The 12,466-nt window shown below is 65.4% G+C and carries 10 protein-coding genes; 4 read left to right on the plus strand and 6 right to left on the minus strand.

Annotated features, from left to right (window positions below):
- Nucleotides 1-38: 38 nt before the first annotated feature.
- Both AC3ERS_RS30185 and AC3ERS_RS30190 read right to left on the minus strand, forming a co-directional pair.
- The gene (locus AC3ERS_RS30185) at nucleotides 39-1,445 is read right to left on the minus strand and encodes an MFS transporter (protein ID WP_431971521.1); all 1,407 of its coding nucleotides are present in this window, start codon (nucleotides 1,443-1,445) and stop codon (nucleotides 39-41) included.
- 171 nt (nucleotides 1,446-1,616) lie between these two features.
- Complete coding sequence (locus AC3ERS_RS30190; RefSeq protein WP_431971522.1) at nucleotides 1,617-2,321, minus strand: DUF8020 domain-containing protein; 705 nt, start codon at nucleotides 2,319-2,321, stop codon at nucleotides 1,617-1,619.
- Nucleotides 2,322-3,049: 728 nt separating this feature from the next.
- Between AC3ERS_RS30190 and AC3ERS_RS30195 the strand changes: the two genes are divergently transcribed.
- Nucleotides 3,050-4,399 (plus strand): MFS transporter, encoded by a 1,350-nt coding sequence (locus AC3ERS_RS30195; protein ID WP_431971523.1) that lies wholly within the window; start codon nucleotides 3,050-3,052, stop codon nucleotides 4,397-4,399.
- Nucleotides 4,400-4,851: 452 nt separating this feature from the next.
- Here the strand turns inward: AC3ERS_RS30195 and AC3ERS_RS30200 are convergent, their stop codons facing one another.
- From AC3ERS_RS30200 to AC3ERS_RS30210, 3 genes are all read right to left on the minus strand, one after another.
- Complete coding sequence (locus AC3ERS_RS30200; RefSeq protein WP_431971524.1) at nucleotides 4,852-5,007, minus strand: hypothetical protein; 156 nt, start codon at nucleotides 5,005-5,007, stop codon at nucleotides 4,852-4,854.
- A 115-nt stretch (nucleotides 5,008-5,122) separates the two neighbouring features.
- On the minus strand, nucleotides 5,123-5,245 hold the full coding sequence (locus AC3ERS_RS30205) for a hypothetical protein (protein WP_431971525.1): 123 nt from the start codon (nucleotides 5,243-5,245) through the stop codon (nucleotides 5,123-5,125).
- A 650-nt stretch (nucleotides 5,246-5,895) separates the two neighbouring features.
- Complete coding sequence (locus tag AC3ERS_RS30210) at nucleotides 5,896-7,560, minus strand: transposase (RefSeq protein ID WP_431971526.1); 1,665 nt, start codon at nucleotides 7,558-7,560, stop codon at nucleotides 5,896-5,898.
- Nucleotides 7,561-8,769: 1,209 nt separating this feature from the next.
- On the opposite strand from AC3ERS_RS30210, the gene AC3ERS_RS30215 reads away from it, so the two are divergent.
- Nucleotides 8,770-9,726, plus strand: coding sequence for a TetR-type transcription factor C-terminal domain-containing protein (locus tag AC3ERS_RS30215; RefSeq protein ID WP_431971527.1), 957 nt, complete (start codon nucleotides 8,770-8,772; stop codon nucleotides 9,724-9,726).
- 104 nt (nucleotides 9,727-9,830) lie between these two features.
- Here the strand turns inward: AC3ERS_RS30215 and AC3ERS_RS30220 are convergent, their stop codons facing one another.
- On the minus strand, nucleotides 9,831-10,442 hold the full coding sequence (locus AC3ERS_RS30220; protein WP_431971528.1) for a TetR family transcriptional regulator: 612 nt from the start codon (nucleotides 10,440-10,442) through the stop codon (nucleotides 9,831-9,833).
- 177 nt (nucleotides 10,443-10,619) lie between these two features.
- Here AC3ERS_RS30220 and AC3ERS_RS30225 point away from each other — a divergent pair, with 177 nt between their 5' ends.
- Nucleotides 10,620-11,471 (plus strand): DUF1295 domain-containing protein, encoded by an 852-nt coding sequence (locus AC3ERS_RS30225; protein ID WP_431971529.1) that lies wholly within the window; start codon nucleotides 10,620-10,622, stop codon nucleotides 11,469-11,471.
- Between the two features lie 509 nt (nucleotides 11,472-11,980).
- Nucleotides 11,981-12,325 (plus strand): hypothetical protein, encoded by a 345-nt coding sequence (locus tag AC3ERS_RS30230; RefSeq protein WP_431971530.1) that lies wholly within the window; start codon nucleotides 11,981-11,983, stop codon nucleotides 12,323-12,325.
- The last annotated feature ends 141 nt before the right edge of the window (nucleotides 12,326-12,466 follow it).

Genomic DNA, 12,466 nt, shown 5'->3' on the forward strand with positions numbered 1-12,466 from the left:
AGCCTGGGCGCTTCCGGGCGGTTCCCGGCTCTACGAAGTCATGGTGTCGGTCGACCTGTCCGACTGCCACTTCTCATAGACGCCACTACGCCCAACGCAGCGAGGACCGCGAACGCCGCGAACAACCAGCGTGCGGGCGTCGCTCCCCCTGTGTCGGTCGCGTTGACGACCACCCCGGCCAAGCCCGCGCCGAAGGCGCCGCAGATCAGCTGAACGGTGTTGATCGCCGCGGCGGCGCGGCCACCTTCACTGGGGTCGTCGACACAGCCCATCGCCCACGCCGAAAGGTGCGGCCACGCCATACCGATGCCGACGCCGGTGATCAGCAGTGCCACCACCCAGAGGGCGATGATCCCCACCGACGCGTCGTCGACCTGGCCGAACGCCGCCAACACCAGGCCGCCCGCCATGACCAGCGGTGCGACGGCGACGGTCCGCACGATCGCGCGCGACCTCGTCAGCGATGCGCTCACGATCTCACTGATCGTCCAACCGATGGCCAGTGCCACCCCGAGGAAGCCCGCCGCCACCGGCACCAGATGCGCGAGCCGCTGACCGAAGTAGGGCACGTACATGTCGACCATCGTGGCGGCCATGAGCATGCCGAGCGTGAGGTAGATCCACTTCAGTGGGCCGGGCCGAAATGCCGTGGGCGGCAACACCGCCGCCGTCATCCGGCGATCGACGACGATGAACGTGCCAACAAGGCCTGCCCCGATTACGAGCAGGGCCGCGGTCCAGCCGACATTGCGCGGGATGGCTGCAACGCTGATCGCCAACGCCGCCGAACCGAGCAGGAGCAACGACCACACCGGGATTCGGTCCGGTGTCCGCGGTAGCTCACCCGTGCGCGCGGGCAGCGCGAACGGCACCAGCGCTGCGATGATTGCGGTCAGGACCACCAGCGCACCGAAAGCCCAACGCCACGAACCGAACTGCGCGAACAAACCTCCGGCGGCCGGGCCCAGCAGCGTACCGACTCCCCACATCGCCGAGACGAGCGCGGAGGCCTTCGTCCACAAGGACTGTGGAAGAGCCGAATTGATGACCGCATAACCGAGACCCGCGATCATGCCGCCAGCCGCGCCCTGCACTGTCCGTCCCGCCAACAGGAACTCCATCGTTGGCGCCACCGCACACATCAGGCTGCCGAGACCGAACACGGTCAGCCCCGCCAGATACGACCACCGCGGCCCGAGTCGGGCCAGAGTCGCACTCACCGTGGTGGCCGCAATGACGGACGCAACCAGATACACCGTGGTCACCCAGGCGTAGAGGCGCTGGCCACCGATCTCGGCAACGGTGCTCGGCAGCAGACTGATCGTCAAGAATTCGTTGGTGGCGTACAGCGCGACGCCACCGGCCAGCACCGTGGACGCCCCGAGGTTCTTCGGGCCCAGCAGCTCCCGCCAGGTGCTGCTGGTAGTCGTCGCTGTATCCGTCACGCCGCTCACGCTACGAGCTCAACCATCGTTGAGGTCAAGCATCGCGTTCACTGAACCACGCGAACACGCCGAGGCGATCTGGTTCCTCTGACACGGCAGCGCCCTGCCCAGTCGATGCGACAGACTGGACAGGGCCTCCCGGTACACCGGGCCGAGTATCCCGCTCGGGAACTACTTCGCCGGAGCGGCCGGCGGCGGTTGGTTGATCGTGGTGAAGTACTGCACGGCCGCCATGATGGCGACCGGGGCCGTTATCAGCAGCTGACCGGCGATCGTCCCGAGGGTGCCGAGGGCAGCAATGCCACCGAGACATCCGATCGCCGCGGCCGGAATGAACGCGCCGAACAATCCGATGATCGCCGCGGAGGCAACGGTGGCCCCGGCGATACCGCCCAGCACACAACCGACCGCGGCGCCACCGATGCCGCCGACGGTCGTGCCGATCGTCGCGCCCATCAGGATCGTCGATGACAGCCGCGCCCAGGCGGCCTGTTCACGGTCGTACTGCGTCTTCCACGGCGCCTGATCCTCGTACGGCAGAGCCACGGGCTTGTAGGCCGCGTGCTCGAGATCCAGTTGCGGGGTCAGCGTGGCCGTGCGGTCGCGGATTTCCGCGGCAATGGGGAACACGAAATCATCGACCCGGAACGACAATTCCGACCCGCCCAACACCGAACCATTGGGGGCTTTGACTTTCAGCGCCCCCTCCTCCACCACCAGCGAACCGGCGTCGGCACTGATCACCATGGACCGATCGACCACCGACGCGGTGTAGTTCACCGCACCGCTGCGATCGAGCGGCGCGGCCGAACCCGTGCCTGCCGTGACACCCAGTGCGGCGGCAAGCAGCGCGGAGGCCGCGATAGTTTTCCTCATAGGATTCCTTCTTCTCGATACCTCGAACCGACCGTTCGAGAGATCCATATGCGCACCAGCGCAACGCAGTCGACGCCGACAGCGGAATCGGCAACTGCGGTCTTTCCGGGCCTACAGGCCCATCACTAAGCGCTCATTAAGTGGTATGGGCACTAAAGATGCAGCAGGCCGCACGGCGGCGTCAACCCCATCGGGCAAATTTCTACACAGCGCGGTTTTCTTCCGGCAAACACTTGAACTTGACGCCTGATTCAGGTATCAATGGCTTGACCTGCGTCACGTCCGCCCTCGACCGAACCTTCGGCCGTTGGGGCGAAAACCCGACTGCCAGAAGCACTTCGGAATGCCAGATGGCACGTTGCCGATAGCCGCCTGCAATCAATCGGATCGGTGGAGCACTACCCGAACCCAGCCCCAGACCGGTCGCCTCCCGCTGCGTGCAGCACAGTCCAATGAATCTTCCCGGCACGGCCACAGGTGCTGGCATCAATGCCGGCAAACGAGCTCATCGAGGAGAACTCTGCATCCCGCCTCCCGCGATCGGCCGCGCGTCCACACGCCCGCCCACCGTCGCCCGCCCTGGACAGCTGACCCACTTCCACCCCTGATGGGAACGGTAAACAACAGCCGCGAAACCCATTGAATTTGACGCCATATTCAAGTACGGTTCGACCACCGACAGTGACGGCAGTCACATCGGTTCCTTCACCCCACCCTTGGAGATAGCGATGACGCCGACCCCGGTCTCCGCCGCCCCGGACCAGAAGAAATTGCGCAGACTCATGGCCGCCGGCCTGATCGGCAGTTCCATCGAGTGGTACGACTTCTTCATCTACGGCACCGCCGCGGCCTTGGTCTTCGGCAAGCTGTTCTTTCCCAACGCCTCACCGCTGATGGGAACGCTGCTGTCGTTCAGCACCTTCTGGGCCGGCTTCATCGCCCGGCCCCTGGGCGGACTCGTCTTCGGGCATGTGGGCGACAAGTTCGGCCGCAAACCCGCGCTCGTCGCATGCCTGATCCTGGTCGCGCTATCGACCTGCGCGATCGGCCTACTACCGACCGCTGCGTCGATCGGGGTGGCCGCACCGATCCTGTTGGTAGCCCTGCGATTCCTGCAGGGCATCGCGGTCGGCGGCCAGTGGGGCGGGGTCACCCTGCTGCTCACCGAAACCTCCCGTCCGAACCGCAAGGGCCGGGCGGGCACATTCGGCCAGATGGGTGTGCCATTCGGTCTGCTGCTCGGCACGGGCGCATTCCTGCTGGTGGCCCGCCTCGTCAAAGGCGCGGACTTCCTGTCGTGGGGTTGGCGCATCCCGTTCCTTGCGAGCGCCCTGCTGTTCCCGGTCGTGCTGTTCATCCAACTGCGCATCGAGGACTCCCCGGAGTTCCGCCGCCTCCAGGCTCGCGCAGGCGAGGCCTCGGCCGCGATCGCGCAAGCACCGATTCTCGAGGTGCTGCGCAAGCATTCGAAGAAGGTGCTGCTCGGCTCCGGTCTGCTCTTCGGTAGCAACTCCATCTTCTACATCAGCGTGGCCGGCGTGCTCGACTACGGTGTCCGCGAACTCGGACTGGACCGCAACGGCTTGCTGACGGTGTCTCTGCTGTCGTCCGCGGTGGGCATCCCGGTCATCTACATCGCCGGCTCGCTGTCCGACCGCTTCGGGCGCCGTCCGCTCATGCTCACCGGCGCGGCAATCTTGACGGTGTGGGCGTTCCCATTCTTCTGGCTGGTGAACACCGGCTCGCTCACCGCCATCCTGATCGCCACCGCGGTCGGCAGCGGCATCGGCTCCGGCTTGGTATACGGGCCGCTCGCGGCATATCTGGCCGAACTGTTCGAACCCCGGATCCGTTACTCGGGTATCACGCTGGCCTACCAGCTGGCCGCGATCCTGGTCAGCGGCGGCACGCCTTTCCTGATGACCGCATTGCTGGCCGCGACCGGATCGACGGCGGCCGTCTCGGCCTTCATGATGGTCATGGCCGTGTGCACGCTCGCCAGTGCGTGGGCTCTACCGGAAACCGTGCCGCACGCAGCATCGGCTACCGTCGGCGAACCCGCCACCGCCCACCCCTGACCCTCCGAACCGGGTAGGCAGCGCCAATCCCCTCATCAGGGCGCTCGAAAATTCGGAAGGGTTATCCATCGGCGTCGCCGCGGAATTCGCGAACCTACCCGCCGCGGCGACGCCTCCCGGGCGAACCGACACCGGCGAAGAGCCGACGATCGGATCCGCTGAGAGCGATGTGGCGAAAACCCCTCCCTCACAATGCTATTCGATCATCAAGACCGGAGTTGCTGTGCACCCGCTAGTTCCGCGCGTGCCACAGCCACCAGCGACGCGATCGCCGGAGCCAGTGCCTGCCCGGGCGTCGGGGCGAACGGCTTATGGACATCCGAGAAGGCAGCCTGCCTCACCGGGCAGCAGTTCCTGATAGGCCGGGGTGAACCCTGGCAGGGTCAGCACCACCGAGGCGCCAGAACACCGACGGACAATCCGCCGCCGTGCCGAGCAATCCGAAATCCTCACTACCGGTGACCGGATTCGACAGCGGGAGCACCGAGCACACCCATGGCGGCACGCAGCTCGCCCGTGCTCACCGCACCCGTGACCAAGGGCCGATCCGGATTGTGCACCCGGTCGTAGTCCAGGTCTGCAAGTCCGCCGGCGGCGAGCTCGGCCATGACCCGCTCTGTGTGGGCGACCGCGCGGCGAGCGCATCGGTCTGGGAGTCGTCCTTCTGACCATGCGTGGACGCCCGGGCGTGCGGGATCGGCCAGTTCCGGGCGCCGCCGCGTTTTACGGTGCGGCGGTGATGAGCTCGCCAGCCGCCCACCGCGCTGTTCCGATCGGATAGGGCGCAGGCAGGCCGAAGACGATATGTCCGAAGGGGGCGTTGATCGTCTCGTCGATCAACGCCACGCGATCAGCTCATCGGACTCGACGCCGGTCGACCCGAATTCCTGTGGCGCCTGCGCGCGGCATCGATCGCCAGAAGCTATATCCGCCCTGATTCGCTCGAGGTCGATCCGACGAGATCGAACCCGAAGGTCGATACCCGTGGCAGCCACGCGAAGGGCGTTGGGTGGCAGGCAGATCGAGAAAGTAGCCGAACGGGCAGACTGCCGTAGTCCAGAATTTCCGATGCGAAATGGATGTCATCAGAACGGCTTCCGTGCTTCCCCCCGACCGGAACCGTTTCCAGGTCCACACCGTTGTGAACCACCCGACGTCGTCGTCGGGACGGTGAGAGTGTCACACACTCTCACCTGGAGGCGAATCCGCCTGGGGTCGGTCCGGCTACCACAGGCTCGGCGTCCACGGGGGCCGCGGGCCCACCCGCTTCCTCACTCTCGCCGCAGTCCCGAGGGGTGAGAAAATTGCCACGGCAATGTCAACGACATGAGACGCGACCTAGGTGGCTGGTGTCGAACGGGCCTCCGGCGGGCCGCGGTGTTGCGGGGTCGGTCGGGAGTGATCGGTTGGTCCATGCTGGCGGTGGTGCCAACTATCGACCGTTTCGGGTTGTGCCCGTGGCAATTTGGCCTGAGGGCGCCGGATGCCCGGCGCCCTCAGGCACCTGCTGCGGTCCAGCCACTGGTGGTGTAACTGATTCCGAGGACGGCGAGGCGGGCGAGGTTGTGCGCGGCGGCGAGCAAGCCGAAGTCGGCGCCGATCTTGACTCGGCCGCGCAGACGGGCGCGGCGTCCGCCGTGGCGGCGGCGCATCAGGTGACCGATCTTGCGTTCCACCTTGGGCCGGGTAGCACGGTAGTCGGCCTTCCAAGCCGGGTCGCGCTGCCGGTCACGGGCTGTGGCCAGGTATTCCTCGTGGGCGCCGATGGTGATTGTGCGTCCACCGGCCGCCGCGGTGCACTGCGACCGCAGCGGGCAGTCGGTGCAGGCGGCACCGAAGTAGGCGATGCCGGTGTGGCGGCCGGTGCGAGCAGCGAAAGCCGCGGTGACCCCGGCCGGGCAGGTCACCGTCCCAGCGTTCAGGTCGATCGCGAAGCGATCCTTGGAGAAATGCCCTTTCACCGACGGTGAGGGCTGCACCTTGATCAGGTTACGAATCCCGTTGTCGTCCAACCGTTTCAACAACTCTCCCGCCCCATAGGCGGCATCGCCGAACACCGCCGGCCCACCGGCTTCGGCTTCGGCTTCGGCTTCGGCTTCGGCTTCGGCTTCGGCTTCGGCTTCGGCTTCGGCTTCGGCTTCGGCTTCGGCTTCGGCTTCGGCTTCGGCTTCGGAGGGCAGGATGTCGGCGAGCAGCTCTTCGGCGGTGTCGGCGTCGCCGGCATTGCCGGGGGTGACCGTGGTGGCGGTGATGATCTCGCTGTCGGGATCGACGGCGAGATGGCCCTTGTAGCCATCGAACCCACGGGCCGAGGTTTTGTGCCCGTGCCGGGTTTCGGGGTCGACGGTGGAGATCACACGGTCGGCCGCGGTGCCACGCACGATCACGAAATGCCCGTCGGCGTCTGCGGTGACGTCCTGACCCAGCACGGTGGCCAGCAGCTGCGCGGCCTTGCCGGTCGCCTCGTCGAGGTCGAGGCCATCCAGCAGTACCAGCATCGCCGACCCGTCGCGGGCACGAGAGTCGATCAGCTGGGCGCGAGCCGCCTCATCGTCCCAATCGATGCTTGGCTTCGCGGCGGTAGCGTAGTCGTCGCCACTGGTGACTCGCGCCCGCAACGCCGCGGCCAGCTCGGCGTTGGCTGCGCCCAGCAGGCCGCGGATCGCCGACCGGACCAAGGTGATGGTGTCCATCGTGGCCACTGCGTCATACAACGGAGTCGAATCCAGCACCCGACGACGCCCCACCAGCCCGGCCTGACGTGCCACCTCGAGCACGGCATCGAAGATACGATTCGGCCGCTGTGAGCGGGCCAACCGCGCCCGCATATCCACCAAAACGGTGTGCACGAACCCCGGATAGTCGAAATCCAGGCCACCAGCCGCATACTTCCACCGAGCGTCGAACGCGAACCGTTCCACCGCCTCCCGGTCCGACAAACCCTCGACCCGCTGCAGCACCATCACCACCGCCACGATCATCGGCGGCACCGACCGGCGCCCCACATCGGTGAACAGGTCGGCGAACATCTCGTCCGGGAACAACCGCCCGCATTCCCGATGCAGCACACCGTAAATCGAGTCCTCACCCACCCGGCCAGCACAGAACTCCACCGTCGACCGCAACAGATCACCCTGAGCCGGCACACGCCCCAACGTCACCCCGGCATTCTGCTCGACCCGGGCCGGTCACCGCACGAAAAACACCAGCCACCTAGGATCCCCCAATTTCTGCTCTCGGGTGGGTATCGAGATACGGGCGGGGATTGAGCCACGGAGCCAGAGCTTCCAAGTCTTCGGAATTCAGCTTGGCATTCTCACACTCGCGATGACGGCCATTTCTGTAGTCGGACTCCGTACGCATGCGGGTGTTACACACTGGGCAACGCCACGTAGTCATCGCCGTGTCCGTCCTTGTTGCTCTCCAGCCTCATGAAGTAAGACAGCTTCACGAGCTTCGCCCGGCCGTGGAAGCTCCTGGTGGAGCGTGGAACCAAGATTCTGAGTAAGATAGGTCCGCTTTGCCCATTCATACGCGTAGAGCGCTCTTCGCAGCCATCGTGAGGGGCAATCCCGAAAGTAATCACTGGGGTCTTCGAAGTAATCACTGGGATGGGGATCGTCCATCATCAGGGCTTCCATAGCGGCATGAAACCCGGCTCTGTTGACAGCTATTTCGTGAGAATTCATGATCAATCCTTGGTTCAAGTTTAGTGTGAGACACCTCCGGCGATGGCAGTAATAGCAAGAGGCAGCAACATATGGATCGCTTTTACCTGTCTGCTGCGAACGACGACGGCAACCCGCGGCCCGCCGCAAGTCAGAGGACTGGATCGACGTGTTCGCCGTTCTGAAGCCGGTGGTGCGCGAACCGGCGAATGATAGCGAAGGTCTCGTCGCGACAGTCCCGTGCGAAGAGGGTTGGATCGCCAGTCGTACGCGCCGGGAGACACGGCGGAAGTGGGTTCCGCAGCAGGCTGGGCCTGCTGCGGCGCACATCTCACGGGCTCTCCGTCAGTCTCGAGCCTGGAAAGTATGGCGACAGCCCCCAGATGCGACTGGGAACAAGATTCCCTCGTCCCGCCGAGGCGCGAACAGGTCCGTGTGGGTATGTCCGGGCGTACTGACGCGTTGACCACTGGGCCGATGACCTCCGACGCGGTCGCGCGAGCGGTGAGCAGCGGACCACTAGGGGCCGGAGTCTCAGCCATCGCGCATCCTTCCATTCACCAGGAGAGCTGAACACTCACCGGACGTTCGATAGATAGCTGTTCAGGTAGTGACTATGGTCACCGCACCCTGCGAGGATGTCAAGCGATCCGCCGGTACTTCCGCAATCCGAATGGACAAGAGCGATGTATTATGTTCAGCGTGTCTGAACAGACGATCGTGAGTGAGGGTCCCGGCGACACCGGTGCGGGTCAGCTGGTGCGCCGGGCTCGGACGGCGGCCGGAGTCTCGCTCCGCGAACTGGCGCGCAATATCGGAGTCAGCCCCGGAACCCTCAGCGCCATCGAGAACGGCAAAACACCACTGACCGTCGGCCGGCTCGACCGGATCGCTGCCGAACTCGGCGTCGCCACCGTCGACATTCTCGCCACCCGGCTACCGTCAGTCGCCGACGCCGCCGGCTCATCAGCCGCCCGGTCGACAGGCGACGGGCAAACATGGCGCGCCTTCGATCCTCTGGTTCTCGATCCAGCTCTGCACGCGGCGATCGCAGCATTCCTGCAGACCGGTTACCACGGCGCGACGATGAGGAGTATCGCGGCCAACGCCGGTATGAGTGTCGCCGGTATCTACCACTACTACCCGAGCAAACAAGACCTGCTCGTCGCCGTATTCGACCTTGGAATGTCCGAACTGCACTGGCGAATCCCGGCAGCCCGCGACGACGGCGTCACCGCGGTCGAACGATTCGCCAACATGGTCGAAGCCCTCGCGTTGTTCCACACGCACCGCAGTGACCTCGCGTTCATCGGGGCCAGCGAAATGCGCAGCTTCGACGAACCCAGCCGCTCCCGAATCGCCGCTCTGCGCAGCGACATCCAGCGAATGATCGACGACCAAGTTGCCGCCGGAATCCAGGCAGGCGAGTTCACCACCCGCTACCCGCGCGAAGCCGCCCGCGCTGTCGCCACCATGTGCACGTCCCTCCCGCAATGGTTCCGCCCTGGCGGCCCCGTCTCTCAACAACAAATCGCCATCGAATACGCGCAATTCGCCGTCGACATCATGCGCGGAAACACACGGCCCGAGCCGACATGGCCCAGGCTCCATCGGAGGGAGCATCGGGATACCGGTGGATCCCGATCTCACTCCGAGTAGCCGAACCTGAACGGTCGGTGGAAGGACCGACGGCGCTCTTGCCGCCCGGCCGCAATGACTTTACGCAACGCCGCGCTCTTCCATGCGGTGCGCGCGGAGTCCGACTACGGCGGTGACGGGAGTGAGGCCGTCAGCCGGTCGCGGAGTGTGGGCCAGTCCAGGTGGGCCTGTTCGGCCCCGGGTACCGCCAGGAGTGCGGTACCGCGCAACGTGGCGAGAGTGGTGAGCAACCATTCGTGGAAGCCGTCTCGCGCCGCGACCTCAGGAACAAGCTCACCCGCCAGATCTCCGACGGCGGTAGTCGCGAGGTTCGCCATCATGGCCGCAACGTCGGCGACATCCACATCGTTGTGGGCGACGGCGTACAGCTGGAGCAGGGCACGGTTTATCGGCAGGTTGTGGACCTCCCACAGCAAGTCGAGCAGTGCCTCGAACCTCCCGGCACCCGGCGGCAACGGGCCGACCTCGGCCCGCACATCGGCCACGTAACGTTCGACGATGCGCTCGAGAGCTGCCTTCACCAACGCGGCCTTCGTCGGGTAGTAGTGCTGCATCGCGCCCTGGCTGACTCCGGCACGAGCGGCCACCGCCGCGGCGCTCAACGCGACGAACCCCTGCTCGACGAGCATCGCTACCGTCGCCTTCAGCAGCCGATCCTGGGTCTCTGCTCGTCGTTCGGCTTGGCTTCGCCGTGGCTTCGTCTGGACTCTGGTCACAATCCGAAGACTAGTACCGCGCCACTTGCAAGTTGCCAACTTATATCTTACCGTGTGCGCATGCCGTCCCCATCGAGCAATGCGCGAGGACTAGCGAACCGCGCCCTCCCGTCCCTCGCTTCCCTGGTCGTCCTCGGCGCCATGCTCACCGAGTCAGCGCTGCGGGATTTCCTGCTGGTGAACCTCGGCGTCCAGTTCGTCATCTTCGTGGGCGCTGCCTGCATCCCGGGGTGGCGCACTCTCCGGATGTCCTATGTCGACATCGCATGGCCCTGGGGACTCTTTGCCCTCGGTGTCCTGACGCTCGCGATGAGCGACAGATCCCCGCTTGCCATAGCTGTGGCCGTCGTCTTCCTGGTGATGGGCGGACGCATGGGTATCGCCGCGCTCGCCCTCTGGCGCCACGGCGAACTCGACCATGAGCTGCCGCGCTACCGGTTCCAGCGAAAGCGGTGGGCAAAGGCCACCCTGGGCGGCGAGCGGCTCGATCTAGTGGCCGAGATCCTGGTCCAGGCAGTCTCGAACATCACCGTCATGGCGGTACCGGCAGCGCTGGTGATCGCGATCGACGGTGCCGGAATAGGCGCAGTCGCAGCGGCAGGCATCGTCGTGTGGGCGGTGTCGTGGGTGCTGGAGTCGGTCGCCGACCTTCAGAAGATCCGTTTCGTCCGGTCGATGTCGGCGACGAATACGCGGGGGCATTGCGACGTCGGACTCTGGAACTACAGCCGACACCCCAACTACTTCTTCCAGTGGATGCAGTGGAACGCGATCATCGTCCTGTGCTTGCCGGTGCTGCGCCGAGCATTCGACGAATTCACGCCCGCCGCGTCGATCGGCGCCGCCATCGGACTGTTCGCGCTGTCGGCGATCATGTACTGGTGTCTCGTGTTCTACACCGGCGCTGTCCCGGCCGAATACTACAGCGCGCAGAAGAGGCCGGGCTACCGCGACTACCAGGCACAGACCAACCGATTCATGCCCGGATTCCGTCGCCACAAGCCATCCGCCAGCCACACCGTGAGCTGAGGGCGCCGACTTCCGGCTCCGCGGCGGCGGGACTCGGCGCCCAGAACTGCAGGGCAGGCTCGTCCCGGTACGCGCAGTACGGCGACCGCCCGACGGGCCACGGAGGCCGGCTCTAGATCGGCGTCGACCGTCTGCCGAAATCGTTTGATGGCCGACCAGTTGAGCCTCGAGGCCGTTGGTCGGCCGTCATGGGACTGCGGTCGAACGGCCTGGCCCTTATGACAATTCGTATCAGGATGCTCTGTCGATAAACCCATCCCGGACGGGTGATTGTCGATGCGGTCATCATGAGCCGGCGAGTCACCGGACCGCGCCCGCATCGTCGACGACACGTAGACAACTGCGGGCTTGCGGTCGTTGAGGGCTCGGTGGGGTCGGGGTGAGTTCGTGGAGGATGCGAAATCAGTGGGCTTCTCTGTCGAGTGCATCACCGTCCGGCCGCATCAGGCGCCCCCGGTGACCGAACACCAGCGGAAGCTGCCTTCGGCCCGATCCTCGGTATCAACGATGTGCCTGCCGAGGCGTCCGCGCAGGAGGCCGCCGATCTGATCCGCGCACAGCCGGGCGGTGTTTCGCTGATCGACGCAGGCACCATCGAGCGGATCGCCCGGTCGTACAGCGCGGCGGCGCAGACCAGAATGGGATACCAGCGTCCCGTATTCGACGGCGACTTGGCGTATTTCAGCGCGACCGTCGATACCTCCGACGGCCCCGGTCCAGCCGGTCGGCGGCCCTATGTGACCGGCGAAATCATCAGCCACGGCGTCGAAGTCACCCACGACGAACCGACCGCGCCACACATGCTGCCGATCATCGCGCATGCACTCGACGAACAGTTGCGAGGTCGAGGATGACCTCCGGACCCGGAGTCGTCTTCGAAGAAGTCGAGGAGCCGTAGTCCCGGCTGAGGTGAGTTGGTAGCTGCCACAAAGATTCTCGGCGAAGCTCCAGAAGGTGCTTCATTCTGCTACAAAGTTGTAATCATTCGCGTTCCC

The organism is Nocardia sp. bgisy134 (assembly GCF_057708325.1).